The sequence below is a fragment of the Bifidobacterium canis genome (assembly GCF_009727065.1).
GTDB lineage: Bacteria > Actinomycetota > Actinomycetes > Actinomycetales > Bifidobacteriaceae > Bifidobacterium > Bifidobacterium canis.
Map to the genome: position 1 here is coordinate 96,759 of NZ_WNLP01000006.1, position 25,539 is coordinate 122,297.

The following is a 25,539-nucleotide window of genomic DNA, read 5'->3' on the forward strand; positions in this document are numbered from 1 at the left end:
CATCGGTACCGGCCTCATTCAAGCATCACTGTGAATCAATCACAACGATGCTCACTCAGCGTTCTCAGCCTCGTTGTTTGCAGCTTCAGTTGCTTCGGCTGCTTCGGTCTGTGCAGGAGCTTCTTCCTTGGCAGCGACCTTGGTTGCTGCTTCGGCTTCCTTGACAACTGCCTTCTTCGGGCTCACTGGCTCAGTGACCAGCTCGATGATGGCGGCAGGAGCGGAATCACCCTTGCGAGGAGCGATCTTGACGATGCGGGTGTAGCCGCCTTCGCGCTGCTCCATCTGCTCTGCGATTTCGGTGAACAGCTTGTGCACAACGGACTTGTTGCGAATAACGCGCATCACACGACGGCGGGAGTGCAGATCGCCACGCTTTGCGAAGGTGATCAGGCGCTCAGCCAGTGGACGAAGGCGCTTGGCCTTGGCCAACGTGGTGGTGATGCGGCCGTGCATGAACAGGCTGGTCGCCATGTTGGCGAGCATCAGACGCTCATGAGCCGGGCTGGAAGCCAGACGTGGGCCTTTCTTTGGTGTAGGCATTGTTTCTCCTTGATGCCACAGCCGGATTCAGGTGGGCATGTGCCCGAACATCCGAATCCGTCGCAGCGGTTATGTCGATTGCGGCTTACTCGTCTTCAGGCGAGAAGAAGGTGCCGCCCTCGAGGTTATTGGTATCGAAGCCGAGTGGCGAAGCCTTGAGCGAGAGTCCGAGGGACTGCAGCTTCTCTTTGACTTCATCGATGGACTTCATACCGAAATTACGGATGTCGAGCAGATCCTGCTCCGTGTGGTTCACCAGTTCGCCAACGGTGTGAATGCCCTCACGCTTCAGGCAGTTGTAGCTGCGCTGAGTCAAGTTGAGGTCTTCGATCGGCACCGACATGCCCGGATCAGCCTGTTCGGCGACCGGTGCCGGTCCGATTTCCACACCTTCGGCCTGCGTGTTGAGTTCACGGCACAGGCCGAAGAGCTCAACCAGCGTCGAGCCAGCGGATGCCACGGCATCACGCGGCGAAATGGCCGGCTTGGTTTCCACATCCAGAATGAGCCTGTCGAAATCGGTGCGCTGTTCAACGCGCGTCGCTTCGACCTTGTAGCTCACCTTAAGCACTGGGGAATAGATGGAATCAACCGGAATACGGCCGATTTCATCGCCATCCTGCTTGTTCATCTGGGCTGGGACGTATCCACGGCCACGCTCAACGGTGAACTCGATCTCGAGTTCGCCGTCATCGGCGAGAGTGGCGATGTGCAAATCCGGGTTGGCGATGGTGACGCCTGCCGGCGGAGTGATATCTCCGGCGGTGGCCTCGCCCTTGCCTGCCTTACGCAGATACATCACGACCGGCTCATCGTATTCGCTGGTGAGCACGATTCCCTTGATGTTCAACAAGATCTCGGTGACGTCTTCCTCGACGCCCGGCAGAGTGGTGAACTCATGCAGGGCACCGGAAATACGCACCGACGTCACTGCCGCTCCCGGGATCGAGCTGAGCAGAGTACGGCGAAGCGAGTTGCCAAGCGTGTAGCCGAAACCTGGCTCAAGCGGCTCGATGATGAAACGGGAACGCTGAGGGTTGAGCGATTCCTCGGTAAGTGTCGGACGCTGTGCGATAAGCACTGTGTTATCCTTTCAGCTTCAGCCGATGGTGCACTCACCGGCTTCAAGCGGCTTTGGATGGATGGTATTGTCTAGTGCTCAGACGCGGCGGCGCTTTGGTGGGCGAACGCCGTTGAATGCCTGTGGAGTGACGTCGGTGATCGAACCGACTTCGAGACCAGCGGACTGCAGGGAGCGGATGGCGGTTTCACGACCGGAACCCGGGCCCTTCACGAAAACATCGACCTTCTTGACACCGTGTTCCATAGCCTTGCGGGCTGCGGACTCAGCTGCCATACCAGCGGCATACGGCGTGGACTTACGGGAGCCCTTGAAGCCGACATCGCCACCGGACGCCCAAGACACAACTGCGCCGGACGGATCGGTGATGGAGATAATGGTGTTGTTGAACGTTGACTTGATATGCGCCTGACCGACCGGGATCGACTTGCGATCGCGGCGACGGGTCTTGCGCGCGGCCTGCTTTTGAGCTGCCATTGGACCTCGTTTCCTTGTAACGAACTATATTTTGCAGCGATGGCTGTCACACCGTGGCTGCAATTTGCCACCTATTACTTGGTGGCCTTCTTCTTACCGGCGACCGTGCGCTTCGGTCCCTTGCGGGTACGTGCGTTGGTCTTGGTGCGCTGACCGCGGACCGGCAGGCCCCTGCGGTGACGCATGCCCTGGTAGCTGTTGATCTGGATCTTACGGCGAATGTCGGCGTCGATTTCACGACGCAGATCGCCTTCGATCTTATAGTTCGACTCGAGGTAGTCACGCAGCGTGATCAGCTGCTCATCCGTCAAGTCCTTGACGCGGGTGTCTGGATTGATGCCAGTCGCTTCAAGGGTTTCCTTTGCGCGGGTGCGGCCCACACCGAAGATGTAGGTGAGCGCGACCTCGATGCGCTTGTCATTAGGGATGTCGACTCCGGCAAGACGTGCCATTGCGATTTCCTTCTGTTACCGCAGGTCTTGCACCTAGTCCCCCGCTTATGCGGCCCGGGCCTGCGTTCCCGGGGTTCAAACCCTGCTGGGTTTGCGACTGAGTGCCTGAATTATTGTGTCGCTGCTATCTGCTCAGCCCTGACGCTGCTTGTGGCGTGGGTTGGTGCAGATCACCATGACGCGACCGTGACGACGGATCACGCGGCAGTTTTCGCAGATCCTCTTCACACTTGGGCTAACCTTCATGGTTGTTCCTTTGCTGTTTGTACCTTTACTTGTAACGGTACGTAATGCGGCCTCGATTGAGGTCGTATGGACTCATTTCGAGCACCACGCGATCTTGCGGCAGAATACGAATGTAGTTCTTACGCATTTTGCCGGAAATAGTAGCCAGCACGATGTGCTTATTCTCCAGTTCCACACGGAACATAGCGTTAGGAAGAGCCTCGACGACTCGACCTTCAACTTCAATCACACCGTCTTTTGCCATAGATTATTCCGATTCCTCGCCGGTTGCATTACTTATAGTGCGCCCGAAGACACACCAAATTGTCAGTATACACGAAAAGCGGAGAATACCAACATCGGCGTGTCGGTATTCTCCGCTTCGTGATAATTCAGATTATCTATTTTCAATAATCTGTGTTTTGCATGTTATTTCACAGTGTTCTGTCTCGCTACGCTACGCAGTAGTATCTCGGGAAATACTGAAATACTCAGGCGAGCTTGGCATCAAGCGAGCTGATGATCTGCTTGGAGATCTCGTCGATGTCGCCAACGCCGTCGACGCTGACGAGCTTGCCGCGCTCACCATAGATGTCGAGCACAGGAGCCGTCTCCTTCTCGTAGGTGTTCAGACGGTTCTTGATCGCCTCCGGAGTGTCGTCTGCGCGACCTTCCTCTTTCGCGCGCTTCGCCATGCGCTCAAGCAGCACGTTCGTCGGAGCGGTCAGAGCGACCACTGCGTCGAGCGGCGTGTTCATCTCGGCGCAAATCTCGTCGAGCGCAGTCACCTGAGCCGCGTTGCGCGGATAACCGTCGAGAATCCAGCCGTTCTTCACGTCGTCCTGAGCCAAGCGATCCTTGACGATCTCGTTCGTCAGCTCGTCGGGAACGAGGAAGCCCTTCGACGTGTATTCGAGCACCTTCTTGCCGAGTTCGGTCTGGTTCTTGATGTTGGCGCGGAAAATGTCGCCGGTGGAAATCGTCGGAATGTTGTAGTGCTCGCTCAGCAGCTTTGCCTGCGTGCCCTTGCCAACACCCTGCGGTCCCATAATCAACAGACGCATATCAAATCCTTTCGTTGTGTGTGGTAAGCGAGCGACTGCTCACTTGCCTTCGACGTGGCTCGTGTTCTCGAACAGGAAGCCTGCGTACTGGTACTGCTCGGTCTGAGCCTTCGCCTGGCGCAGCGTGTCGAGACCGACGCCGGCGATAATCAGCAGCGTCGTGCCACCGAATGGCAGCTGCGTGTTGAGCTTGAGCGCCATGATCAGCATCGTCGGCAGCAGCGCCACGAACAGCAGGTAGATCGCGCCGACCGTGTTGAGACGGTTGATCACATACTTCAGGTAGCGAGCAGTTGCGCTACCGGCACGAATGCCAGGAATGAAGCCGCCGAACTCCTTCATGTTGTCGGCGGTTTCGTCTGGGTTGAACGTGATCTCGGTGTAGAAGAACGTGAAGAACACGATCATGACCGCGTAAAGCGCGATGTACCAGATGGAAGTCGTGTTCGCGAGATTCGAGTTGATCCACTTGACCCAGCTCTGGTCGCTGTTGCCGAACTGTGCGAACAGGGTCGGGATAGCAAGAATAGAGGACGCGAAGATCGGCGGGATAACGCCGCTCATGTTGATCTTGAGCGGCAGGTACGTGGACGAACCGCCATACATCTTGCGGCCGATCATGCGGCGCGTGTATTGCACCGGAATGCGGCGCTGAGAAAGTTCGACGTAGTTGACGAAGATCATGATCACCACGAGCACGGTGGTGACGATCGCGAAATCGGTCCAGTTGCCGTCGGTGCCGTTCGTGCCCCAACCAATCTCCCACAGCTGCGGCAGGAAGCCGGAGCAGATGGAGAGGAAGATCAAAATAGACATGCCCTGACCGATGCCCTTTTCGGTGATGAGCTCGGCCATCCACATGATGAGGCCGGTGCCGCCGGTCATGACCATGATCATGACGATCATGTTCCAGATCGACGCGTCAGGAATCACGTTCGAGCACTGGTAGTTGAACAGTGCGCCGGAACGTGCGGTGACGAGAATCGTCGTCGACTGCAGCACAGCCAAGCCGATGGTGAGGTAACGGGTGTACTGGGTGAGCTTCGCCTCACCGGACTGCCCCTCTTTGTGCAGTGCCTCGAAGCGCGGGATCACGGCGCGCAGCAGTTGCACAACGATGGATGCGGTGATGTATGGCATAACGCCCAATGCGAAGATCGACAGCTGCAGCATGGCGCCGCCGGAGAACAGGTTCACCAATCCGATGAAGTTCTCAGCATTGTTGTTCGTATTCACAACGCAGTCAGCCACAACCTTGTAGTCAACGCCCGGCGTCGGAATGAACGAGCCAATACGGTAGATGATGATGATGCCGAGGACGAAGAGGATTTTGTTCCTCAACTCCTTGGTTCGAAAGGCCTGGATTAACGTCCTCACCTTGGGTTCCCTCCATAACTATGCGCAATCGCGCACTATGAAAACACACGCTAAGGGTTGAGTCTAGACCAAAGACCATACCTTGCGCGCCGATTTAGCATTTTCCGCAACTATTTCAACACAAAACGGCGAGTATTGACCATTCATTTTTCTGCTTATTCGTAGCTGATGTGAGATATGCCACACCGTTTGCTCTCCCGTGGAGCATTCCATACTGTTTGACTGTCTGCCGAGCTCTTGCGCTCTGCTTGTTTCCACGGAGCAAGAAAAATCGTCTTATGAGTGAAAAAGACCCTTTCCGCACTAGCTTGTGCGGAAAGGGTCTAAACATAGAAGCACTAACTTCTATTGATGCAATCAGTCTTCGCTGATGGAACCGCCAGCTGCTTCAATCTTGGACTTCGCCGAAGCGGAAGCCTTGACACCCTTGAGGGTGAAAGCAACGGTGGTCTCGCCTTCGCCGAGCACCTTGACCGGACGATTGGCGCGCACAGCGCCCTTCTCGACCAGATCGGCCACGGTGATCTCGCCACCCTGTGGGAACAGGTCGTTGAGGGCCGCGATGTTCACAACCTGATACTCGGTCTTGAACGGGCTACGGAAGCCACGCAGCTTTGGCAGGCGCATGTAGAGCGGCAGCTGGCCACCTTCGAAGCCAGGACGAACCTGATAACGCTTCTTGGTGCCCTTGTCGCCACGGCCCGAGGTCTTACCCTTGGAGCCTTCACCACGGCCAACGCGGATGCGGTCCTTCTTAGCGCCTAGTGCTGGCTTGAGGTCATGCATTTGCAGGATTGTGGTCTCTTCTTCAGCCATAATCAGTCTGCCTCCTCAACAGTGACCAGATGATTCACCACGGCGATCAGGCCGCGGGTCGTCGAATTGTCTTCGCGCACAGTGCTCTGGCCGATCTTGCGAAGGGCGAGGGTCTGCACGGTAGCGCGCTGCTTCTTGTTCGCGTGTGCAACACCGTGCACGAGCGTGATCTTGAGTTTAGCCATCACTCACCATCCTTTGCAGCCTTGGCCTGAGCCTCTTCGCGAGCCTTGCGAGCCTCGGCGATGCCTTCGGCGCGAGCACGCAGCAGCGAGTCAGGAGCGACTTCCTGCACGGAGAGGCCACGGCGAGCCGCGATCTCTTCCGGATCCTCAAGCTGCTTGAGGGCGTCGACGGTAGCGCGAACCACGTTAACTGCGGTTGCCGAACCCATCGACTTGGTCAGGATGTCGGTGATGCCAGCGCATTCCATCACTGCACGAACCGCGGAGCCGGCGATAACGCCAGTACCTGGGGCGGCAGGACGCAGCATCACGGTGCCTGCATGGTCGTGACCGGTGACCGGGTGGGTCACGGTTCCACGAATGCGCGGCACGTTGAACAGATGCTTCTTGGCATCCAGCTGACCCTTGGCGATTGCGGCAGGGACCTCACGGGACTTGCCATAGCCGACACCGACGGTGCCGTTGCCATCGCCAACCACCACGAGTGCGGCGAAGCTGAACGTACGGCCACCCTTGTGGGTCTTCGACACGCGGTTGATCGTCACCACGCGATCGAGCATCTCGTTCTCGCGGTTCTCCTCGCGACGGTTGCGGCGCTCACCACGACGGCCTTCGCCGTTGCGGTTGTTGCGGCGGCCACGACGCTCGTCGTTGTTGGAGGTATTGGACTCAGCGGTTGCCTGAGTGTTCTGAGTTTCTTCAGCCACTTGGGTTTCCTTTTCGTTGTCGCTCACAGTGCCAGACCTCCCTCGCGGGCGCCTTCAGCAACAGCTGCGACGCGACCATGATACTTATTGCCGCCGCGGTCGAACACGACCGTGGTGATGCCGGCATCCTGTGCCTTCTTGGCGAGGAGTTCACCGACCTTCTTGGCTGCCTCGGTCTTGGTGCCTTCGAAACCAGCGAAGTCGCTCGTCAGAGTGGATTCGCTCACGAGGGTCTTACCGACGGTATCGTCGACGATCTGCGCAACCATGTGGCGGTTGGAACGGGTGACCACGAGACGTGGACGCTCCGGGGTGCCATTGACGTGCTTGCGAATACGAGCGTGGCGACGCTTCAGAGCGGCCTTCTTGCCTTTACCGAAAACCTTAACGCTCATATCACTTACCAGCCTTTCCAGCCTTGCGACGGATGACTTCATCCGAATACTTGATGCCCTTGCCCTTGTACGGTTCCGGAGCACGAAGCTTGCGGATGTTAGCGGCAACCTGGCCAACGGCCTGCTTGTCGGTACCCTTGACGATCACCTGGTTCGGGTTTGGCAACTCGAACGTGATGCCTTCCGGCGGATCCACGGTGATGGTGTGGGAGTAACCGAGCGAGAACTCGATGCCCTTGCCCTTCATCTGTGCGCGGTAACCGGTGCCGACGATGTCGAGGCTCTTCTGGTAGCCGTCGTGCACGCCCTTGACCATGGAAGCCATGATCGAGCGAGCCAGACCGTGCTTGGCGCGGGTCGGGCGCAGGTCGTCATTAGCGGTGACGATGATCTCGTTACCTTCGACCTTGGCGCTCACGCCCTCTGGGATGGTGTAGGAGTCGGAACCCTTGGCGCCCTTGGCGCTGAAGTCCTGACCATTGATGGTGACTTCGACGCCCGCCGGGATCTCGATCGGGAGCTTACCAATATGCGATGCCATGTTCAGCTCTCCTTTCTCACCACACGTAGGCGACGATTTCGCCACCGATGCCTCGGTCGAGGCATTCCTTCTGAGTCAACAATCCCGAGCTCGTCGAGATGATCGCGATACCGAGACCACCGAGAGGCATTGGCAGCGCGTCGGACTTCGCGTAGCGACGCAGGCCCGGCTTCGAGATGCGCTTGATGCCCTGAATGGAACGCTCACCGTGAGGGCCGTACTTGAGGGTGACCTCAAGAGTCTGGCCAACGCGAGCTTCCTTGGCGGTGAAGTCTTCAATGTAGCCTTCACGCTTCAAGATCTCAGCGATGTTCTTCTTGAACTTGGAGTACGGCATATCCACGGTTTCGTGCTTTGCCGCGCTCGCATTACGCAGACGCGTAAGCATGTCTGCGATTGGATCTGTCATTGTCATTTGGGCTAACGCCCTTTCTCGCCGTGGTTTCCGCCGCCCTGAGGAACTGTGTTCCAACCGGGCCGCGGACCTTCAGCGTTGATATTTACCAACTGGACTTCGTAACGCCTGGCAGCTCGCCACGGTGTGCCTTCTCACGAAGGCAGATTCGGCACAGGCCGAACTTGCGGTACACGGAATGCGGACGGCCGCACACCATGCAGCGCGTGTAGGCGCGAACCTTGAACTTAGGCTTGCGAAGCGCCTTGACCTTCAAGCAAGTTTTTGCCATTTCAGTTCTCCTTGAATGGGAATCCGAGGAGCTTAAGCAGTGCGTAAGCTTCGTCGTCATCCTTCGTGGTGGTCACCACGGTGATGTCCATACCGCGCTGGTGATCGATCTCGTCTGGATCGATCTCGTGGAACATGGACTGCTCAGTGAGACCGAAGTTGTAGTTGCCCTGACCATCGAACTGATGGCCGTTGATGCCGCGGAAATCGCGAATACGCGGCAGAGCCAGCGTAAGCAGGCGATCCAGGAATTCCCACATGCGATCGCCACGCAGCGTGACGTATGCGCCGATGGCCTGGCCTTCGCGCAGGTGGAACTGTGCGACGGACTTCTTGGCCTTCGTGATCTTCGGCTTCTGGCCGGTGATCGCGGTCAGATCGCGCACAGCGCCTTCGATGAGCTTGGAGTCGCGAGCTGCGGCGCCAACACCCATAGACACAACGATCTTCTCGAGGCCAGCGACCTGCATCGGGTTGTCGTGGTGGAATTCCTTCTCGAGCTCCGGGAGGACCTCTTCCTTGTACATCGTCTTGAGGCGTGGGGTGACTGGCTCTTCGATGATGACTTCGTCAACGACTTCGCTCATGCCAGTTCCTTTCCGGACTTCTTGGCAACGCGGACGCGCACGGTCTTCACCTTGCCGTCACGTGCCTCTTCCTTGATAACGACGCCAACGCGGGTAGGCTGCTTGGTCTCAGGGTCGATGACCATCACGTTCGAGCGATGGATCGGAGCCTCAACGGAGACGATGCCTGCCTGGTCACCCTGCTGGGTGGCGCGGACGTGCTTCTTGACGATCTGAACACCTTCGACGATCAGACGGTCATCCTTGAGAACGCGCTTGACGACGCCTTCCTTGCCACGGTCCTTGCCGCGGATGACCTTGACGGTGTCGCCGCTCTTGATCTTGGCTACCATCTCAGATCACCTCCGGTGCGAGGGACACGATACGCATGAAGCGCTTGTCACGCAGTTCACGACCAACCGGTCCGAAAATACGAGTGCCTTTCGGTTCACGGCCGGAACCGAGAATAACGGCAGCGTTCTCGTCGAACTTGATGTAGGAGCCGTCAACACGACGGTGTTCCTTGACTGTACGGACGACGACAGCCTTGACGACGTCGCCCTTCTTGACCGACCCGCCAGGGATTGCATCCTTGACGGAGGCGACGATCACGTCGCCGATGCCGGCATAGCGTCGCTTCGATCCGCCGAGCACTCGGATGGCGAGGAGTTCCTTCGCACCCGTGTTGTCGGCGACATGAAGCCGCGTTTCCTGCTGAATCATTGATTCTCCTTAGCCGAGCTGGTTCTCCCTTATCACCCGGCCCACCGCCGTGGCGAGCGGGCCGGGTGATAAGCGAGCCTTGCCGAACTTGTTACTTAGCGCGCTCGATAATGGATTCGAGACGCCAACGCTTGGTCTTGCTCAGTGGACGAGTCTCCATGATACTCACGAGGTCGCCAACGTGAGCCTGGTTGTTTTCGTCATGTGCTTTGACCGTACGAGTGGAACGAACGACCTTGCCGTAGAGCGGGTGAGTCGAACGAAGTTCGAGTTCCACGGAAATGGTCTTGTCCATCTTATCGGACACGACATAACCGCGACGAACTTTGCGGAAGTTACGCTCTTGCGCCATTACTTCTCCTCAGCTTTCGTTTCGGTTGCCGCCGGAGCCTGGCTGATGCCAAGCTCGCGTTCGCGCAGAACGGTGTACATTCTGGCGATGTCGTGCTTGACCGCCTTGAGGCGGGCAGTGTTCTCGAGCTGACCGGTTGCGTGCTGGAAGCGCAGGTTGAACAGCTCTTCCTTGGACTTCTTGAGGAAGCCCTCGATCTCAGCATTGGTCTTCTCGTTGAGATTCTTCATGGTGTATTCTTCAGATCCGACTGGCATCAGATGTCACCGCCTTCACGGGCAATCACGCGGCACTTCATCGGGAGCTTGTCGATTGCGCGGCGCAGAGCCTCGCGAGCGACATCCTCAGAAACGCCACCGATTTCGAACATGACTCGACCCGGGTGAACATTGGCGATCCAGAATTCCGGAGTACCCTTACCGGAACCCATTCGAGCGCCGAGCGGGTGCTTGGTCAGAGGACGATCTGGGAAGATCGTGATCCAAACCTTGCCGCCACGCTTGATGTAACGGGTCATTGCGATACGAGCAGCTTCGATCTGGCGGTTCGTGACATAGGCCGGAGCCATTGCCTGAATTGCGAAATCGCCGAAGTTGATCTCGTTGCCGCCCTTGGACATGCCATGGCGGTCAGGACGATGCTGCTTGCGATATTTAGTCCTCTTTGGGATAAGCATCCTGCGCTCACTCCTTAGTTTCCGACTCAGCGGCAGCTTCGTTGGAAACTTCCGCTTCCATCGGCTGATCCGGACCTGACTTCACTTGGTTCTGACCGTTCGGACGCTGGCCATTGCGCTGGCCGCGACGCGGACGACGATCGCCGCGACGACCTGGGCGGTTGTTGCCCTGCTGTGCCTGCTGCTCCTCGAACTCACGCTCCGTCATATCGCCCTTGTAGATCCAGACCTTGACGCCGATGCGGCCGTACGTGGTCTTGGCCTCGAAGAAGCCATAGTCGATGAGCGCGCGCAGAGTCTGCAGCGGAACGCGACCCTCACGGTAGAACTCGGAACGGCTCATTTCCGCACCGCCGAGGCGGCCGGAGAGCTTGATACGAATACCCTTGGCGCCTGCACGCATGGCATCCTGCTGAGCCTTACGCATTGCGCGACGGAAGGTCACGCGGTTCGTAAGCTGCTCGGCGATGCCCTGAGCGACGAGCTGGGCGTCGATGGCCGGGTTCTTCACTTCGAAGATGTTGAGCTGAACCTGCTTGCCGGTAAGCTTCTCGAGCTTAGCGCGAACACGTTCTGCTTCCGCACCACGGCGGCCGATCACGATGCCCGGGCGAGCGGTGTGGATGTCCACACGCACACGGTCACGGGTGCGCTCGATGACGATGCGAGAAACTCCCGCACGCTCGAGGTCTTTGTTCATGACCTTACGGATGGCGTCGTCTTCGAGAACGAAGTCACGGTAACGCTCGCCGACCTTGTTGGAATCGGAGAACCACTTGGAACGATGGCTCTCAGTAATACCCAGGCGATAGCCAAAGGGATTAATCTTCTGACCCATCTTTAGCGGTCTCCTTCCTTGCTGGCGACGACAACCGTGATGTGGCTCGTACGCTTGTTGATACGAGCTGCACGGCCCTGTGCACGAGCGCGGAAACGCTTGAGCGTCACGCCTTCGTCCACATAGGTCTCCTTGATGAACAGATCGTTCTCACGGAACGGCTCGCCGACCTTGTCGGCCTTCACGCGAGCGTTCGCGATTGCGCTTTCGAGGACCTTGAGCACCGGGGTGCTGGCGTCCTGTGGAGCGAACTTGAGAATGGTGATAGCTTCGGTCGCCTGCTTGCCTCGGATGAGGTCGACCATGCGGCGAGCCTTACGCGGCGTCACACGAACGTGGCGAGCGATTGCTTTAGCTTCCATGTGTCTATACTCTCCTACTTATTAGCGGCGCGACTTCTTGTCGTCCTTGACGTGACCCTTGAAGGTACGCGTAGGGGCGAACTCACCGAGCTTGTGGCCAACCATTGCTTCAGTGACGAACACTGGAACATGCTTGCGGCCATCGTGAACTGCGAAGGTGTGTCCGATGAAATCAGGGGTGATCATCGAACGGCGCGACCACGTCTTGATGACGTTGTGCGTGCCCTTCTCATTCTGCTCGTCGACTTTCTTCTGCAGGTGGGCGTCGACGAAGGGGCCCTTCTTGATGCTACGAGTCATCTACTCGACACTCCCTTACTTGCGGTTCTTGCCATTAGGACGACGACGAACAATCATCTTGTTCGAAGCCTTCTTCGGATGACGAGTACGAACCTCGCCCTTGCCCCATGGGGAGACTGGCGGCTTGCCACCGCGAGTACGACCGCCATGTGGATGGTCGACAGGGTTCATGGACTCACCACGGGTGATCGGGCGCTTGCCCATCCAACGTGCACGACCTGCCTTGCCGAGCTGAATGTTGGCGTGATCGGAGTTGCCGACCTCACCAATCGTTGCGCGGCAGCGAGCGTCCACGTTGCGGATTTCGCCGGATGGCATACGCAGCTGGGCATACATGCCGTCCTTGGCGACGAGCTGCACGGCCGCACCTGCGGAACGTGCGATCTTGGCGCCGCCGAGCGGGCGAAGTTCAATGGCGTGAACGATCGTACCGGTCGGGATGTTGCGCAGTGGCAGGTTGTTGCCCGGCTTGATATCGGCGTTGGCGCCGGTCTCGATGCGGTCACCCTGCTTGATGCCCTCAGGAGCGATGATGTAGCGCTTCTCGCCATCTGCATAGTGCAGCAGAGCGATGCGAGCGGAACGGTTCGGATCGTATTCGATCTGAGCAACCGTTGCTGGCACGCCGTCCTTGTCCCAGCGACGGAAGTCGATGAGACGGTACTGGCGCTTGTGACCGCCGCCGCGATGACGGGAGGTCATGCGGCCATAGTTGTTGCGGCCGCCAGTTTTGCTGTTCTTGCGAATGAGCGACTTCTCTGGGGTCGAGCGCGTGAGGTCGGAGAAATCCGAAACAGACGCGTTGCGACGGCCCGGAGTCGTCGGCTTATAAACGCGGATAGCCATAATCTAGTTCTTCCTTTAACTTTTGTCGGCTAACCTTCAGTTACCGAAGATGTCGATCGACTGGCCCTCTGCCACGGTCACGATGGCGCGCTTCTGGTTCACGCGACGGCCGTAACCGGTGCGGGTGCGAGTGCGCTTGCCCGCGCGGTTCAGGGTGTTGACGTTCGTCACCTTGACTTTGAAGATCTCCTCGATTGCCTGCTTGATCTGCACCTTGTTCGCGGTCGGAGCCACGACGAAGGTGTACTGACCCATGTCGGAGAGGGCATAGCTCTTCTCCGAAACAACAGGCTTCAAGATGATGTCATGTGCTGGCTTGTGAATAGCGACCATGAACTCAGGCCTCCTTTGCAGCCGGTGCGGTCTTCGCGGCGACGAAAGCGTCGAAGCCATCCTTCGAGAACACCACGTACTGAGCGGTGATCACGTCGTAGGTGCTGAGCTGATCAGCGAAGATCGGATACACGGTAGGAATATTGCGAACAGACAGCCACTCATTGATGTTGTCGCGAGACAGCACCACGAGAGTGTTCTTGTCGGCAACGATCGGAGCGAGGGCTGCGATTGCCTTCTTGGTGGACGGCTCGGAGATTGCGAAGTCCACGACTGCAACGCGACCGTTGTTAGCGCGATCGGAGAGAGCGTAGCGCAGAGCTGCTGCCTTCATCTTCTTCGGGGTGCGCTGGCTGTAGTCACGCGGCACTGGGCCGTGAGCGACGCCACCGTGGTACCACTGAGGTGCGCGGATCGAGCCCTGACGAGCGCGACCGGTGCCCTTCTGCTTCCACGGCTTGCGGCCGCCGCCGGAGACCTTGCCACGGTTCTTCACAGCGTGCGTGCCCTGACGAGCAGCGGCGAGCTGTGCAACAACAACCTGGTGGATCAGCGGAACGTGGGCCTGAACCTCTTCAGCGGAGAAGCCGAACAGGGCTTCAGGAGCTTCGAGGGTGCCGGTTTCCTTGCCGGTGTTGTCGGTGACGTTCAGAGTAACGTTTGCCATCTAAATCAGGCTCCCTTCACTGCAGAACGGACGAGAACAATGCCGCCCTTCGGGCCTGGAATAGCGCCCTTGATGGCGAGAATGCCGTTCTCGACGTCAGAGGAGACGACGGTCAGGTTCTGCACGGTATTGGTAGCATGGCCCATACGACCAGCCATGCGCTTGCCCTTGAGAATACGGCTCGGAGTTGCGCATGCGCCGACCGAACCCGGACGACGTTCGTTCTTGTGGGAGCCGTGGGTGCGGCGATAGGACTTGAAGCCCCAGCGCTTGATCGTGCCTGCGAAGCCCTTGCCCTTGGTGGTGCCGGTCACGTCGACCTGCACACCCTCAGGGAAGACCTCAGCGGTCAGTTCCTGACCCGGCTGGTAGTCTTCGACGTTCTCGGTACGAACTTCAGCGAGGTGACGACGAGGGGTCACACCTGCCTTGGCGAAGTGACCGGCCATTGGCTTGGTCACCTTGCGAGGATCAACCTGGCCATAGCCGAGCTGAACAGCGCGGTAGCCGTCGGATTCCTCGTTCTTGACTGCAGTGACAACGTTGGTCGAAACCTCAACCAGCGTGACAGGGACGAAGAAGCCGTTCTCATCCCACACCTGCGACATGCCGAGCTTCTTGCCCAGCAGTGCGCTGCGATTCTTATTCTGTGACATTGCGGTTCCTCCTTCCCTTACAGCTTGATCTCGATGTTGACATCTGCGGGCAGATCAATATGCATAAGGGAATCCACAGCCTTTGGGGTTGGGTCCACAATATCGATGAGACGCTTGTGAGTGCGCATCTCGAAATGCTCGCGAGAATCCTTGTATTTGTGAGGGGAACGAATAACAACGTAGACGTTCTTCTCAGTCGGGAGCGGAACCGGGCCAACCACAGTTGCACCCGCGTTCGTCACCGTTTCGACGATCTTCTTCGCCGATTGGTCGATGACCTCATGGTCATAGGACTTAAGCCTGATGCGGATTTTCTGTCCCGCCATTGCCTTCCGCCCTTTCTAGCGATTCGTGTTATCAATATGACTTAACCTGCTACAGGGCACCGGCGTTCGAAGTCTTCAGGCACACGTCCTCAAAGACTTTCCACATCAGTGCGCAGCCATGCAAAACCCACATTGTTGTGGGCTTCAGTGCTGCGCTCGCTTTTTGATTCCAATTATGCGAGCCCTAAATCAGGCAACTTCTATATTTAAACACCGGGGGTGGTCATTTCCTAGTAACTCCCCCATGGCGTGTCGTCCCAATCATTACGAATATCCATTCCGGAGAATTATTCTCTAACTGAGTGGTCTCTTACTCACACGATTATCCTCCGCCAGAGAATTATTCTCTAATTCAGAGCGCGTAGACCATTACAAACATACTCCGCGGAGAATTATTCTCTAACTGAGCGGCCTCTCAGCTACACGATTATCCTCCGTCGGAGAATTATTCTCCCGCTTAGAGCCGGTTTATCATTACGAACATCCCCGGCGGAGAATTATTTTCCCGATCAAAGGAAGCTCAGCATTACAAACATCCGAAATAGAGAATAATCCTCTTAAGATAAAACAGCTAGAGATAAATCAGCTAGGTTAAGCCGTACGTAACTCCCATGAATAAGCTAGGCCGGCAATCTCCCCAAGCAAAAGGTCAGCCTAAATATTGTAAGTATTCGTACTTGCGCATTTTCACCAGCGATAATCACCGATTTTGGCGTTACGACGAATGCTCCACCAGCATTATTAGCCGCGTTGCTACTAAGAACAATGTTTCTAAACTCAGCGTAAGTTACACTGCTACGTTGAGATTTTGCGCGCGAAAACATCAGAAATGTCCACGCGCGCAACTCGTCCAACCACTACTGCACTCACGCACGCATGCGCAAAAGCAACTTACTCAATAACCGCCACCTGGTGGCCGTTGATGTTAACAACACTTTTAAAATCTGTGGGAACCCCGGCATCGAGGAGCTTATCGCGCAATTGGTCGCTGTGAAGAACTTCGTCGAACGTGAATCGCACAATGCGTTTAACTCCAGCACGTTCCAGCGATTTCTCACGCTCACGCTCGTCCGCAACAACTTCGTGAATAGCGCGCGCCCCCGTCATCTGCGGATTCACATATTTTTCACTGCCGTCAAGTTCTGCGACAATGATCGTCCCATCTTCGAGCACCCAATAAAAATCAGGGCGATGCGTGTTGTTAGTGAGAGGGTCAATGAGCTCGACCTGCTGTTGTGGTTTGCGGAAGCCCAGCTGTGCGGTTATGACAGCATGCGCATACGCTTCGCCTCCATTTTCACTCGATGGATTCACGTGAGGCAGCAGCGTGAGCACTGCAGAACAATCCATGCCGTTCTCAACGCATTCCTGCAACAGCTCTTGTTGAGTTAGTCCGGCACGAAAACAAGCATCCAGTATTGCGATCGCCGCACATGGCTCCATAGTGAACACGCAGTCGAGTGCTGTGCGAGCCAGAGTGGTCACGGGCACCCCGTTGACGCGCTCAGTCTCCACATTCGAACAATATATGCGCCGCAATTGCTTACTATCAGTCCGGTGATGCGCATCCCGGCAATGAAAACCTAGTGAGCGTGTGCCACGGAAAATCGAGGCCGCGTATACATGCTGCCGTCTGCCCAGTGAACACCCAATGCTGATGCTTGATCGATAACGTTCGAGCAAGATATGCGGTTCGCGTGGGAGGCGTGAGCGTTTGCCACAACTCCGTCTCCGCATAGATACCTCGATATACTCGCATTAGATCGCCAGCCTCGCAGTGTCGTGCGAACAACTTCCCCTGCCGATCCGTGTGCGCGTATATGCAGCGCTGCTGTTGCTGAGCCTGCGCCATGAGCTCTCGTAATTCATTATTCTGTTCCATACTCAACGGTATTCACACAGCTGACGCGAATGCAAGCTGTAGAAAAATGTGGATAATTAACGCAGTTAACTCAAAACAAGCTGAGCTCTGGTATGTCCGCGCGAGTTCACGTAAGCTTGGACGCCATGGCAGACCAGACCAATCGACCTACACGACGCACTCTCAAACTACGCGACTGGATTTCAACCGAGCCGGGCGCATGGGTGATCGTGCTCATGCCCGCGCTCACAGCATTCATCGCAGGCGGACCGAGCTGGAACTCCGTGTGGCTCGTTGTGCTGTGGTGTTTGTGCTACTGTGTGCAGTTCTGTGCGGCGAGGTTCGCAAAATCACGCGGTCGTGCACGGTACCGTGCGCCTATGCTCACATATGCTGCATTACTCGCAATTCTGGGAGTCCCGTTTCTGCTGAAATTCCCTGAGATTCTCTGGTGGGCGCCGCTTTTTGCCGTACTGTTCGCCGGTTCACTGATCTGCTCATACAACCGAGCCGAGCATTCCATCATCGCGAACTTGTGCGCAGTGCTTGCATCGAGCGCGATGGCGATTCCCGTGACTTGCCTTGGTTCGCATTTGAGTCGGCCGTTTCAAGAGATGTTGCCGGCGCGCGGTGTGGAGATTGCGTGCGCCTATGCCTTGGTGTTGTTCGCCAGTGTGCTCTATGTGAAAACGATGATTCGCGAACGTGGCAATTCGCGGTATCTCGCCGCTTCGTGGGCTTGGCATGCGCTCATAACCGCAGTGGGGTTCTGCTTTAGCCTGATTTATGGCATTCTCGGTGTGATTCTGCTCGCGCGCGCAATCATCGTGCCGCTTGCAACGCGAAATCTCAAGCAAACTGTGAAAGTCGCCGGCATCAGCGAATGCGTATCGAGCCTGATCTCATTCTCGCTGATAACCTATGCTGCGATGACGCTACCAATGTGAAGACATATATATAGACATATATATAAAGAGTATATGAGGTCAGTTATCTCGGTATTATTAGGGGAACTGCATTATGTGTCTCTAATTGCCTGCTCTGTAATCTGCCGCTTGCAAGTGCTTTTCAATCAGAGAATTATTCTCTATTTCGGATGTTTGTAATGTTGAGCTTCCCCTGTTCGGGAGAATAATTCTCCGGCGGAGGATAATCGTGTGGCTGAGAGGCCGCTCAGTTAGAGAATAATTCTCCGGAATGGATATTCGTAATGATGGGGATGCACTAGATAGGAGAATTATTCTCCGGCGGGGATATGGAAGTAGGAATGGGCGAAGATATGAAATGAGCCACCCGGGTGGGTGGCTCATTTTGTTTATTGGCAGTGACTGGGAATCACATCAGACGCGCTCGGAGGCTTCCTCCGTAGCACCCAGACCCTCACGCTCGATGCGCATCGCATGGCCTTCGGCCTGGGAAACGCCGTAGTAGGCGGCAACTGCGATGTCCATCATGTCTTGGATCTGTGGAATGCGCGGATTGGCCGGTGCGCACTGGTCTTCGTAGGCACGCATGCCGATCTGCTCGAGAATCGACCAGAAGTAGTCTTCGTCGATGCCGCATTCCTTGAAGCTCTTGTTCATGCCGAGCTTGTTGTCGCGGTAGTCTTCGACTGCCTTCGCCAGGTTCTCGACACCTTCAGCCGGCGTCTTGCCCGGGTTCACACCGAGCAGGCTGGCGAGCTCCTGGTAGCGCTCAGGCGCGATGTACTTGCTGTACTTCGGCCATGAGGTCGGCTCCTCAGGAACCTGACCGTTGTAGCGGATCACGTATGGCAGCAAGATCGAGTTGGTGCGGCCGTGTGCGATGTGGCACAGTGCGCCGATCGTGTGCGCCATAGCGTGGCACATGCCGAGGAACGCAGAGCCGAATGCCATGCCCGCCATCGTAGCGGCGTTGTGCATCTTCTCCTGCGCCTTCTTCTTGGCTTCGCCCGGCTCGCTGTTCACGGATTCCGCGAGGTTGTCCCAGATCAGCTTGGCCGCGTGCAGGGCCATGGCGTCGGTGTAGTCGTTCGCATACACGGAGACGAATGCTTCGAACGAGTGTGTGAGCGCATCGAAGCCGGAATCGGATGCGAGGCGGCGAGGCTGCGTGCGGGCGAGCACCGGATCGACGATGGCGACCGATGGGGTGAGCGCGTAGTCGGTGATCGGGTACTTGTAGCCGGTCTTGTGATCGGTGATGACGGCGAATGGCGTGACTTCGGAGCCGGTGCCAGACGAGGTCGGGATGCACACGAGCTTGGCCTTCGTGCCCAGCGGCGGGATCTTGAAGGCGCGCTTACGAATATCGAAGAACTTCTCGCGCACGTCGGAGAACGCGATTTCCGGGTGCTCGTAGAGCAGCCACATGATCTTCGAGGCGTCCATGACGGAACCGCCGCCGACTGCGATGATCGTGTCCGGCTCGAATTCGTCGCGCATCATGGCAGCGCCGCGCTCAACGGTTTCGACCGATGGCTCCGGCTCGATGTAGTCGACGATGCGGAAGGTGACGCGGTTGGAGCGTGCACGCAGCTGGTCGATCACCTTGTCGACGATGCCAAGCTGCTCCATCACCTTGTCGCAGACGATGACGGCGCGTTCCACGCCATACATGTCGCGCAGGTACTTGATGGCGTTCGGCTCGAAATAGGTCTTTGCCGGGATCTTGAACCACTGCATGTTGTTGTTCCTCCGAGCGATGCGCTTGATGTTGAGCAGATTGACGGCCTGCACGTTGCCGGAAACCGAATTGCCGCCGTAGGAGCCGCAGCCGAGGGTGAGCGACGGGGCGATGGCGTTGTAGATGTCGCCGATGCCGCCGAGGGAGCTTGGCTGGTTCCAGATGATACGGCAGGCGTGCATGCGCAGACCATACTCGCGAACGAGGTCATCGTTGTTCGTGTGGATGGCGGCGGTGTGGCCGGCGCCGTGCTTGAGCATCTCTTCGCACATCTCGAAGCCCTGCTCTTTGTCGTTGAACTTGAGCACGGCCTGAACCGGTGCGAGCTTCTCCATCGTCAGCGGTTCGTTCTCGCCGACTTCGGAGCACTCTGCCGCGATGATCGTCGCATCCTCAGGAATCTCGAAACCTGCTTCGTGCGCGATGAACTGCGGCGACTTGCCCGGAACGACGGAGTTGAGCTTCGGGGTTTCGCCGGAGAACGCGGTGCAGCCAAACATGTATTTCTCGAGCTTGGCCTTCTCTTCGTCGTTGACGAAGTATGCCTTGCGACGCTTGAGCTCCTTGACGAGCGGCGCATAGATGTCTTTGTGCGCGATGATGGCCTGCTCGGTGGCGCAGATCATGCCGTAGTCGAAGTGCTTCGACAGGATCAGGTCGTTGGCCACGCGCTGCACGTCGACGTTCGCGTCGACGTATGCCGGTGCGTTGCCTGCGCCGACGCCGAGGGCTGGCTTGCCGGAGGAGTATGCCGCCTTGACCATGCCCGGGCCGCCTGTTGCGAGGATCGTGGCGATGCCTGGGTGCTTCATCAGCGCGCCGGTAGCCTCGATCGACGGGTGCTCGATCCACTGCACGCAGTTCTCAGGAGCGCCTGCCTCGATTGCCGCGTCACGAACGATGCGTGCCGCAGCGACGGAGGACTTCTGTGCGCCCGGGTGGAAGCCGAACACGATCGGGCAACGGGTCTTCAGTGAGATGAGCGACTTGAAGATTGCCGTGGAGGTAGGGTTCGTCACCGGGGTGACGCCTGCAACGACGCCGACCGGCTCTGCGACTTCATCGATGCCGAGCACGTCGTCTTCACGAATGATGCCGACGGTCTTCTGCCCCGCCATGTAGTTGGTCACGTGCTCGCAGGCGAAGATGTTCTTCGTGGCTTTGTCTTCCACCAGACCACGGCCGGTCTCGTCGACCGCCATCTTCGCAAGCACGAGATGCTTGTTCAGCGCCGCGACGGAGGCCTTCGCCACGATGCGATCCACGGTCTCCTGATCGAGCTTCTCGAATTCGGCAAGAGCCTTCTGCGCCTTCTTGACGAGCTCGTCAACCTCAGCTTCTGCTGCGGCCTGCTTGTCTTCTGGAGTCGGTTTCGTCGGCTCTTCCTTTTTCTTTGCTTCTGCCACTTGAAGTCCTCCTCGATTCCTGGGTTTTGCAAAAGTGTGATGTTCACTTACCGTTTGCAGATTGCTTACGGAACATATGCCGGGCACTTGAATAAGTGACCTGCATCACAATGTACCGAAAAGAGATACGCTTGTCTAGTCTGCGTCGTGTCGTTCCATTCGTGTTCTATTCCTATCTTTTTTGTTAAGATTATTGAGTGAAACGAACATTCTTGGCAGTATTTCACTCGATTTGTTCTTATTTGTGATGTTTTTGTATACAAAACACACGTCCGAAAACCAGTTCTATAAATTACTTTTTAAAAATTACTTAGTTGAGTGTTATCAGCGTATTTAACTTTCACCAAGCACTTTTATAAAGTATGATGTTTTCCAGAACAGCATATCCGCCAACACCGCGAATGGAGAGCCATGATAAAGGGATCGTCAACGATGTCGGTCAAAGAACTCAACAAGCGCGCCATGACAGCCTTTCTCTACACCCACGGTCCGGCTACGAAGCAGATGCTCGAGCGCGAATTGGGACTGAGTCTGCCCACAATCACACAAAATCTGCGCATACTCGAAGACGAGGGTCTTGTTCACAAAGCGGAACAACTCGACTCCACAGGTGGACGCAAAGCGCAGACTTTTGCGTTCACGCCGACTCATCGCGCCGCCATCGGCGTCACGATGCGCTCGAGTGGTCTGACCATGTGCGCGGTCGATTTGAGCGGCGAGGTGATAGCGCGCCGCGTGCGCCTGATCTCATACCGCAACACCGACAGCTACTATCAGCAGATGGGCACGATCATCAACTCCTTCGCGCAAAGCGTCGCGAAGAATTGCGGGCAGGTGCTCGGCGTCGCGTTCTCGATCCAAGGCATCGTGGACGCGAGCGGCACGACGATCACATTCGGCAAAATCATGCAGAACACCGGACTCAGCCTCGATGAGATCGCGCAGAACGTGGACTATCCGTGCATCATGATCCACGACTCCGACGCCGCCGCAATGGCTGAACTCTGGTTCGATCACTCGCTCAGCGACGCCGTGTGCGTGTATCTCGACCGGCGACCGGGCGGCGCGGTTATCGTCAGCGGCGCGCTCTATCAGGGGCCGAATCTGTGCAACGGCACGATCGAGCATATGACGTTGATTCCGGGAGGTAAACTCTGCTACTGCGGTCAGCACGGCTGCATGGATGTCTACTGCTCGCCGGAGACGCTCGCGGAAGACGGAGAAAGTCTTTCGGGCTTCTTCAGCGTGCTTGAGCAGGGCGAGCAGGAGCATAGGCGCAGATTCAACGAGTGGCTTGGCAATGTGGCGCAAGCCATATGCAATATTCGCGGACTGCTCGCCGGCGACATCATCATCGGCGGCGAGGCCGCGCATTTCCTCGACGAACACGATATCGCGCATCTTCGCGAACTCGTCGAGGAACGCAGCGCTTTCCACACCGACCACTTCGCATTGCGCAAGAGTCTGTGCCTCGACGATCAGAACGAGATAGGCGCGGCGTTGCGTTTCGTGCAGTCCTACATAGACGAGGTTTGCAGCGCAATTTAGAAATAGCAATAAAAACCCCGGGAAGCAAGTCGGTCATAGATCGCATATCTGTCGATTATTCTGGCAGAGCAATCGCAAACTTTACATATTGCGCGAACTTTCGCAGAAAGTATCATTACGCAGCGGATTACGCTCACAAAGCAATGAATCGCGGTGCCGCATTGCTTTCACCGCGGCTTCGCCCTTACTATGAGAGCATGCAGTTACAGAAATTACATCGTTACGCCACGCGCCCTGGATTTTTTACACCGATGACGGCGGCGCTGACGTCGTTGTTCGTTCTGAAACAGCGGAGCAGTTGTGGGTGAGCGTGCTCGAACCGCTCGACCAGCCGAGCGCGTTCTACAATCAGGCGGTTCGTTTGCCAGACGACGCCACCGACGAGCAGTTCATCGAATACATGCACCACTACAAGATTTGCTCGCGCGTCGTACCGCAGATAGGTGCACGCGAAACTTTGCTGCAAATGTCGGGCCCGAATTACGGGCTGTGGTACAGGCATCTCGACAAGGCTTGGGACGGCCTGCACTACGGATTCCGCGCAGACGGCGCATGGGATCCGCACCACGGACTGCGCTTCAACCCGCACAAGTTCCTCATCGACCCATATTCGAAGGGCATCGAAGGCAGCATGAAACTCAACCCGTCGATGTTCGCGTATCAGAGCGAGCTTGGCGACGACGGCAGGATTCACGGCGACATCTACGGCGCGATGAGCACGGTCGATTCGCTGGGTTCCTGCCCTGTTTCCGTGGCCATCGACGACCGCGACACCCGCAAGCATGACGGGGATCCGAGCCACCCGCATGTGCCGTGGAGCAAAACCGTGGTGTATGAGTTGCATGTGAAGGGGTTCACCAAGAACGCACCGTGGCTGCCGGAAGAACTGCGCGGCACATATGCCGGACTCGCGCACCCGACCACGCTCGCGTATTTGCAGGATCTGGGCGTCACGTCGATCGAGCTGCTGCCGATCATGGCGAAGCAGTCTGAAGTGTTCCTTCAGGAGCGCGACCGCACGAATTACTGGGGATATTCCACACTGAACTTCTTCTCCCCCGAACCCAGCTATGCCACGAAAAAGGCGCAGAGCAAGGGTGCCGGCGCAGTGCGCAACGAAGTGATCAACATGGTGCGCGCCCTGCATGAAGCCGGCTTCGAAGTGCTGATGGATGTCGTGTATAACCACACATGCGAAGGCGGCAACGGAGGCCCGAGCGTGTGTTGGCGCGGGCTCGACAATCTCTCGTTCTACCGTCAGCAGGCGCAACGCCCCGGCGAGCTTGAAGACACGACAGGCTGCGGCAACACCATTGACTTCACTGATACGCATAACATCACATTCGCAGTGGATTCGCTGCGCTATTGGGCCAAGCGCATCGGCATCGACGGATTCCGCTTCGATCTCGGCGTCTCGCTGGCACGACTCAAAGGCGTGTTCACCCCATACCACCCATTCCTCTACGCGCTGCGCTCCGACCAACTGCTTGGCAACCTGAAGCTGATCATGGAGCCTTGGGATTTGGGCTTCCAAGGTTGGCGCACCGGCCAGTTCCTCTCCCCCTTCGGCGAATGGAACGACCGTTTCCGCGACACCACTCGCCAATTCTGGCTCTCCGACATCAATCAGGCCGCTGGCCATGGCGTGATCACGATGCAGGAGATGGCGACGCGCCTGTGCGGTTCCGCCGACCTGTTCGCCACCGACCCCGGCCGTGGAGCGACTTCCTCAGTGAACTACATCAGCGCGCACGACGGCTTCACGCTTGCGGATTTGACGAGCTACGACCACAAGCACAATGAGGCGAACGGCGAGAACAACAACGATGGCACGAACGTGAATCATTCGGCGAATTTCGGCGTGGAAGGCCCGACCGACGATTTGAGCATCGAAAACGCCCGCGAACGTTCACGCATGAACATGCTCGGCACGCTCATGCTCTCCCTCGGCACGCCGATGATGCTCGCCGGCGACGAGTTCGGCAATTCGCAGGGTGGCAACAATAACGCCTATTGCCAAGACAACGAGATCACCTGGCTTGACTGGGATTGGCTCAATTGCACCGAGGAGACGCCGGAATCCCGCCAGCTTGAAGCCACCTCGAACCTGATCGCCGTGCGCAAATCGCTCGACATCTACAATCACGAGGAGTTCTTCACCAGGCTCTCCCAGCTCGGGCTGCTGAAACCGTCGAGCCGTGTGCAGTGGTCGTTGCCAGACGGCACGATGCCGATCGATCAGGACTGGAGCAACCCAGCCATCCGTTCGTTCATGATGCATCTGCATTTCAAGAACGAATCCGATGCGGTGATCGTCGTCAATGGCAGTGAGAATAACCAGCAGATGCACTTGCCCGCCGACTCGTCGTTCCACCTGCTGTGGTCTTCGGCGCAGACAACCGGCGAAAAACCGGCTCCCGGCACGAGCGTCGCGAAGTTCAAGCCGCGCACCGCAATGCCTCCGCTCACGGAAACGCTGCAGCACAAGCGCGATACCTTGCCGATGCACGATCTCGATCATGCCACCGGAGTGTCTCAGCCACTCCCTCAAGCGCACCCGTCTCATCTGAGCGAAGACGAGACGCATATGCTCGAGTCTATTTTCGACAAGCGTATTCAAGACACGATCGACAAGCATATGGCGAATAACAGCTGGCAATCTGTGCAGAACACCGAATCTGCGTCAGTGAACAACAAGCCGGCGAATACTTCAGATTCCTCCAAGTCTGCCGAATCGCAAAGTGCCGGCGGCGAGCATGAAGTTGCCGACAACGTGTGGACGTTCCCAGCACTGAGCATCAGCATCATGTTGCAAAGCTCGCATCAGCATTGGTGACGAGCCTGTGAGCCTGTGTATTGCGCGG

At 57.2% G+C, this 25,539-nt stretch carries 33 protein-coding genes and 1 pseudogene; 3 read left to right on the forward strand and 31 right to left on the reverse strand.

Annotated elements, in window-relative coordinates; translation table 11 throughout:
• Positions 1 to 51 precede the first annotated feature (51 nt).
• The 30 genes from rplQ to GSD1FS_RS09875 all read right to left on the reverse strand — a co-directional run bounded on the left by rplQ (position 52) and on the right by GSD1FS_RS09875 (position 16,645).
• Positions 52 to 543: a 50S ribosomal protein L17 gene (gene rplQ, locus GSD1FS_RS06380; RefSeq protein ID WP_155588883.1), complete on the reverse strand. Its 492-nt coding sequence runs from the start codon at positions 541 to 543 to the stop codon at positions 52 to 54.
• An 85-nt stretch (positions 544 to 628) separates the two neighbouring features.
• Positions 629 to 1,624: a DNA-directed RNA polymerase subunit alpha gene (locus GSD1FS_RS06385; protein ID WP_343030233.1), complete on the reverse strand. Its 996-nt coding sequence runs from the start codon at positions 1,622 to 1,624 to the stop codon at positions 629 to 631.
• A 78-nt stretch (positions 1,625 to 1,702) separates the two neighbouring features.
• The gene (gene rpsK, locus GSD1FS_RS06390; protein WP_004268616.1) at positions 1,703 to 2,101 is read right to left on the reverse strand and encodes a 30S ribosomal protein S11; all 399 of its coding nucleotides are present in this window, start codon (positions 2,099 to 2,101) and stop codon (positions 1,703 to 1,705) included.
• Between the two features lie 74 nt (positions 2,102 to 2,175).
• Positions 2,176 to 2,553, reverse strand: a complete 378-nt coding sequence (gene rpsM, locus GSD1FS_RS06395; RefSeq protein ID WP_155588884.1) for a 30S ribosomal protein S13 — start codon at positions 2,551 to 2,553, stop codon at positions 2,176 to 2,178.
• Between the two features lie 132 nt (positions 2,554 to 2,685).
• The gene (rpmJ, locus tag GSD1FS_RS06400) at positions 2,686 to 2,799 is read right to left on the reverse strand and encodes a 50S ribosomal protein L36 (protein WP_003814578.1); all 114 of its coding nucleotides are present in this window, start codon (positions 2,797 to 2,799) and stop codon (positions 2,686 to 2,688) included.
• Positions 2,800 to 2,824: 25 nt separating this feature from the next.
• Positions 2,825 to 3,043, reverse strand: coding sequence for a translation initiation factor IF-1 (gene infA, locus GSD1FS_RS06405; protein WP_004268611.1), 219 nt, complete (start codon positions 3,041 to 3,043; stop codon positions 2,825 to 2,827).
• Positions 3,044 to 3,269: 226 nt separating this feature from the next.
• Complete coding sequence (locus GSD1FS_RS06410) at positions 3,270 to 3,842, reverse strand: adenylate kinase (RefSeq protein ID WP_155588885.1); 573 nt, start codon at positions 3,840 to 3,842, stop codon at positions 3,270 to 3,272.
• 39 nt (positions 3,843 to 3,881) lie between these two features.
• Entirely contained in the window at positions 3,882 to 5,219 is a 1,338-nt protein-coding gene (gene secY, locus GSD1FS_RS06415; protein ID WP_343030234.1) for a preprotein translocase subunit SecY, read from the reverse strand.
• 357 nt (positions 5,220 to 5,576) lie between these two features.
• A complete protein-coding gene (gene rplO, locus GSD1FS_RS06420) occupies positions 5,577 to 6,035 on the reverse strand; it encodes a 50S ribosomal protein L15 (protein ID WP_155588886.1) in 459 nt (152 codons plus the stop codon).
• Positions 6,036 to 6,037: 2 nt separating this feature from the next.
• Positions 6,038 to 6,220, reverse strand: a complete 183-nt coding sequence (gene rpmD, locus GSD1FS_RS06425; RefSeq protein ID WP_155588887.1) for a 50S ribosomal protein L30 — start codon at positions 6,218 to 6,220, stop codon at positions 6,038 to 6,040.
• The gene (gene rpsE / locus GSD1FS_RS06430; RefSeq protein ID WP_343030235.1) at positions 6,220 to 6,954 is read right to left on the reverse strand and encodes a 30S ribosomal protein S5; all 735 of its coding nucleotides are present in this window, start codon (positions 6,952 to 6,954) and stop codon (positions 6,220 to 6,222) included. The genes rpmD and rpsE overlap by 1 nt, the downstream gene beginning before the upstream one ends.
• A complete protein-coding gene (gene rplR, locus GSD1FS_RS06435; protein ID WP_155588888.1) occupies positions 6,951 to 7,322 on the reverse strand; it encodes a 50S ribosomal protein L18 in 372 nt (123 codons plus the stop codon). The genes rpsE and rplR overlap by 4 nt, the downstream gene beginning before the upstream one ends.
• 1 nt (position 7,323) lies before the next feature.
• The gene (gene rplF, locus GSD1FS_RS06440) at positions 7,324 to 7,863 is read right to left on the reverse strand and encodes a 50S ribosomal protein L6 (RefSeq protein WP_155588889.1); all 540 of its coding nucleotides are present in this window, start codon (positions 7,861 to 7,863) and stop codon (positions 7,324 to 7,326) included.
• A 16-nt stretch (positions 7,864 to 7,879) separates the two neighbouring features.
• A complete protein-coding gene (gene rpsH, locus GSD1FS_RS06445) occupies positions 7,880 to 8,278 on the reverse strand; it encodes a 30S ribosomal protein S8 (RefSeq protein WP_155588890.1) in 399 nt (132 codons plus the stop codon).
• Positions 8,279 to 8,363: 85 nt separating this feature from the next.
• Positions 8,364 to 8,549 (reverse strand): type Z 30S ribosomal protein S14, encoded by a 186-nt coding sequence (locus tag GSD1FS_RS06450; RefSeq protein WP_004268593.1) that lies wholly within the window; start codon positions 8,547 to 8,549, stop codon positions 8,364 to 8,366.
• A 1-nt stretch (position 8,550) separates the two neighbouring features.
• Positions 8,551 to 9,135, reverse strand: coding sequence for a 50S ribosomal protein L5 (gene rplE, locus GSD1FS_RS06455; protein WP_155588891.1), 585 nt, complete (start codon positions 9,133 to 9,135; stop codon positions 8,551 to 8,553).
• On the reverse strand, positions 9,132 to 9,467 hold the full coding sequence (gene rplX / locus GSD1FS_RS06460) for a 50S ribosomal protein L24 (RefSeq protein WP_155588892.1): 336 nt from the start codon (positions 9,465 to 9,467) through the stop codon (positions 9,132 to 9,134). Before rplX ends, rplE begins: the two co-directional genes overlap by 4 nt.
• Before the next feature lies 1 nt (position 9,468).
• Positions 9,469 to 9,837, reverse strand: coding sequence for a 50S ribosomal protein L14 (rplN, locus tag GSD1FS_RS06465; protein ID WP_033516538.1), 369 nt, complete (start codon positions 9,835 to 9,837; stop codon positions 9,469 to 9,471).
• Between the two features lie 91 nt (positions 9,838 to 9,928).
• A complete protein-coding gene (gene rpsQ, locus GSD1FS_RS06470; RefSeq protein ID WP_155588893.1) occupies positions 9,929 to 10,189 on the reverse strand; it encodes a 30S ribosomal protein S17 in 261 nt (86 codons plus the stop codon).
• Positions 10,189 to 10,446, reverse strand: a complete 258-nt coding sequence (gene rpmC / locus GSD1FS_RS06475) for a 50S ribosomal protein L29 (RefSeq protein ID WP_155588894.1) — start codon at positions 10,444 to 10,446, stop codon at positions 10,189 to 10,191. The genes rpsQ and rpmC overlap by 1 nt, the downstream gene beginning before the upstream one ends.
• A complete protein-coding gene (rplP, locus tag GSD1FS_RS06480) occupies positions 10,446 to 10,865 on the reverse strand; it encodes a 50S ribosomal protein L16 (protein WP_022858220.1) in 420 nt (139 codons plus the stop codon). The genes rpmC and rplP overlap by 1 nt, the downstream gene beginning before the upstream one ends.
• 7 nt (positions 10,866 to 10,872) lie before the next feature.
• The gene (gene rpsC, locus GSD1FS_RS06485) at positions 10,873 to 11,703 is read right to left on the reverse strand and encodes a 30S ribosomal protein S3 (RefSeq protein ID WP_155588895.1); all 831 of its coding nucleotides are present in this window, start codon (positions 11,701 to 11,703) and stop codon (positions 10,873 to 10,875) included.
• Between the two features lie 2 nt (positions 11,704 to 11,705).
• Positions 11,706 to 12,065, reverse strand: a complete 360-nt coding sequence (rplV, locus tag GSD1FS_RS06490; protein ID WP_155588896.1) for a 50S ribosomal protein L22 — start codon at positions 12,063 to 12,065, stop codon at positions 11,706 to 11,708.
• A gap of 21 nt (positions 12,066 to 12,086) precedes the next feature.
• Positions 12,087 to 12,365, reverse strand: a complete 279-nt coding sequence (gene rpsS, locus GSD1FS_RS06495) for a 30S ribosomal protein S19 (protein ID WP_022858217.1) — start codon at positions 12,363 to 12,365, stop codon at positions 12,087 to 12,089.
• Between the two features lie 15 nt (positions 12,366 to 12,380).
• Positions 12,381 to 13,211, reverse strand: a complete 831-nt coding sequence (gene rplB, locus GSD1FS_RS06500) for a 50S ribosomal protein L2 (protein ID WP_155588897.1) — start codon at positions 13,209 to 13,211, stop codon at positions 12,381 to 12,383.
• Positions 13,212 to 13,247: 36 nt separating this feature from the next.
• A complete protein-coding gene (gene rplW / locus GSD1FS_RS06505; RefSeq protein ID WP_155588898.1) occupies positions 13,248 to 13,544 on the reverse strand; it encodes a 50S ribosomal protein L23 in 297 nt (98 codons plus the stop codon).
• A 4-nt stretch (positions 13,545 to 13,548) separates the two neighbouring features.
• Positions 13,549 to 14,211 (reverse strand): 50S ribosomal protein L4, encoded by a 663-nt coding sequence (gene rplD, locus GSD1FS_RS06510; protein ID WP_155588899.1) that lies wholly within the window; start codon positions 14,209 to 14,211, stop codon positions 13,549 to 13,551.
• Positions 14,212 to 14,216: 5 nt separating this feature from the next.
• Positions 14,217 to 14,867, reverse strand: coding sequence for a 50S ribosomal protein L3 (gene rplC, locus GSD1FS_RS06515; RefSeq protein WP_155588900.1), 651 nt, complete (start codon positions 14,865 to 14,867; stop codon positions 14,217 to 14,219).
• Positions 14,868 to 14,884: 17 nt separating this feature from the next.
• A complete protein-coding gene (gene rpsJ, locus GSD1FS_RS06520) occupies positions 14,885 to 15,193 on the reverse strand; it encodes a 30S ribosomal protein S10 (RefSeq protein WP_006295278.1) in 309 nt (102 codons plus the stop codon).
• Between the two features lie 891 nt (positions 15,194 to 16,084).
• Entirely contained in the window at positions 16,085 to 16,645 is a 561-nt protein-coding gene (locus GSD1FS_RS09875; RefSeq protein ID WP_246165974.1) for a hypothetical protein, read from the reverse strand.
• Positions 16,646 to 17,200: 555 nt separating this feature from the next.
• Between GSD1FS_RS09875 and GSD1FS_RS06530 the strand changes: the two genes are divergently transcribed.
• Positions 17,201 to 18,001: a YwiC-like family protein gene (locus tag GSD1FS_RS06530; protein WP_155588901.1), complete on the forward strand. Its 801-nt coding sequence runs from the start codon at positions 17,201 to 17,203 to the stop codon at positions 17,999 to 18,001.
• Between the two features lie 393 nt (positions 18,002 to 18,394).
• On the opposite strand, the gene adhE is transcribed toward GSD1FS_RS06530, so the two are convergent.
• Positions 18,395 to 21,127 (reverse strand): bifunctional acetaldehyde-CoA/alcohol dehydrogenase, encoded by a 2,733-nt coding sequence (gene adhE / locus GSD1FS_RS06535; RefSeq protein ID WP_343030236.1) that lies wholly within the window; start codon positions 21,125 to 21,127, stop codon positions 18,395 to 18,397.
• Between the two features lie 411 nt (positions 21,128 to 21,538).
• Between adhE and GSD1FS_RS06540 the strand changes: the two genes are divergently transcribed.
• The gene (locus GSD1FS_RS06540; protein ID WP_155588902.1) at positions 21,539 to 22,675 is read left to right on the forward strand and encodes an ROK family transcriptional regulator; all 1,137 of its coding nucleotides are present in this window, start codon (positions 21,539 to 21,541) and stop codon (positions 22,673 to 22,675) included.
• Between the two features lie 197 nt (positions 22,676 to 22,872).
• A pseudogene (gene glgX / locus GSD1FS_RS06545) lies at positions 22,873 to 25,511 on the forward strand (glycogen debranching protein GlgX).
• The last annotated feature ends 28 nt before the right edge of the window (positions 25,512 to 25,539 follow it).

Excerpts from the sequence above, each read along its gene's own strand:
- rplQ (WP_155588883.1), bottom strand. The coding sequence starts at position 543 with ATGCCTACACCAAAGAAAGGCCCACGTCTGGCTTCCAGCCCGGCTCAT.
- rpsK (WP_004268616.1), bottom strand. The coding sequence starts at position 2,101 with ATGGCAGCTCAAAAGCAGGCCGCGCGCAAGACCCGTCGCCGCGATCGC.
- rpsM (WP_155588884.1), bottom strand. The coding sequence starts at position 2,553 with ATGGCACGTCTTGCCGGAGTCGACATCCCTAATGACAAGCGCATCGAG.
- rpmJ (WP_003814578.1), bottom strand. The coding sequence starts at position 2,799 with ATGAAGGTTAGCCCAAGTGTGAAGAGGATCTGCGAAAACTGCCGCGTG.
- infA (WP_004268611.1), bottom strand. The coding sequence starts at position 3,043 with ATGGCAAAAGACGGTGTGATTGAAGTTGAAGGTCGAGTCGTCGAGGCT.
- GSD1FS_RS06410 (WP_155588885.1), bottom strand. The coding sequence starts at position 3,842 with ATGCGTCTGTTGATTATGGGACCGCAGGGTGTTGGCAAGGGCACGCAG.
- rplO (WP_155588886.1), bottom strand. The coding sequence starts at position 6,035 with ATGGCTGAAGAAGAGACCACAATCCTGCAAATGCATGACCTCAAGCCA.
- rpmD (WP_155588887.1), bottom strand. The coding sequence starts at position 6,220 with ATGGCTAAACTCAAGATCACGCTCGTGCACGGTGTTGCACACGCGAAC.
- rplR (WP_155588888.1), bottom strand. The coding sequence starts at position 7,322 with ATGAGCGTTAAGGTTTTCGGTAAAGGCAAGAAGGCCGCTCTGAAGCGT.
- rplF (WP_155588889.1), bottom strand. The coding sequence starts at position 7,863 with ATGGCATCGCATATTGGTAAGCTCCCGATCGAGATCCCGGCGGGCGTC.
- rpsH (WP_155588890.1), bottom strand. The coding sequence starts at position 8,278 with ATGACAATGACAGATCCAATCGCAGACATGCTTACGCGTCTGCGTAAT.
- GSD1FS_RS06450 (WP_004268593.1), bottom strand. The coding sequence starts at position 8,549 with ATGGCAAAAACTTGCTTGAAGGTCAAGGCGCTTCGCAAGCCTAAGTTC.
- rplE (WP_155588891.1), bottom strand. The coding sequence starts at position 9,135 with ATGAGCGAAGTCGTTGACGAAGTCATCATCGAAGAGCCAGTCACCCCA.
- rplX (WP_155588892.1), bottom strand. The coding sequence starts at position 9,467 with ATGGTAGCCAAGATCAAGAGCGGCGACACCGTCAAGGTCATCCGCGGC.
- rplN (WP_033516538.1), bottom strand. The coding sequence starts at position 9,837 with ATGATTCAGCAGGAAACGCGGCTTCATGTCGCCGACAACACGGGTGCG.
- rpsQ (WP_155588893.1), bottom strand. The coding sequence starts at position 10,189 with ATGGCGCAAGAGCGTAACTTCCGCAAAGTTCGTCGCGGTTATGTCGTG.
- rpmC (WP_155588894.1), bottom strand. The coding sequence starts at position 10,446 with ATGCCAGTCGGATCTGAAGAATACACCATGAAGAATCTCAACGAGAAG.
- rplP (WP_022858220.1), bottom strand. The coding sequence starts at position 10,865 with ATGCTTATCCCAAAGAGGACTAAATATCGCAAGCAGCATCGTCCTGAC.
- rpsC (WP_155588895.1), bottom strand. The coding sequence starts at position 11,703 with ATGGGTCAGAAGATTAATCCCTTTGGCTATCGCCTGGGTATTACTGAG.
- rplV (WP_155588896.1), bottom strand. The coding sequence starts at position 12,065 with ATGGAAGCTAAAGCAATCGCTCGCCACGTTCGTGTGACGCCGCGTAAG.
- rpsS (WP_022858217.1), bottom strand. The coding sequence starts at position 12,365 with ATGACTCGTAGCATCAAGAAGGGCCCCTTCGTCGACGCCCACCTGCAG.
- rplB (WP_155588897.1), bottom strand. The coding sequence starts at position 13,211 with ATGGCTATCCGCGTTTATAAGCCGACGACTCCGGGCCGTCGCAACGCG.
- rplW (WP_155588898.1), bottom strand. The coding sequence starts at position 13,544 with ATGGTCGCTATTCACAAGCCAGCACATGACATCATCTTGAAGCCTGTT.
- rplD (WP_155588899.1), bottom strand. The coding sequence starts at position 14,211 with ATGGCAAACGTTACTCTGAACGTCACCGACAACACCGGCAAGGAAACC.
- rplC (WP_155588900.1), bottom strand. The coding sequence starts at position 14,867 with ATGTCACAGAATAAGAATCGCAGCGCACTGCTGGGCAAGAAGCTCGGC.
- rpsJ (WP_006295278.1), bottom strand. The coding sequence starts at position 15,193 with ATGGCGGGACAGAAAATCCGCATCAGGCTTAAGTCCTATGACCATGAG.
- GSD1FS_RS06530 (WP_155588901.1), top strand. The coding sequence starts at position 17,201 with ATGGCAGACCAGACCAATCGACCTACACGACGCACTCTCAAACTACGC.
- GSD1FS_RS06540 (WP_155588902.1), top strand. The coding sequence starts at position 21,539 with ATGATAAAGGGATCGTCAACGATGTCGGTCAAAGAACTCAACAAGCGC.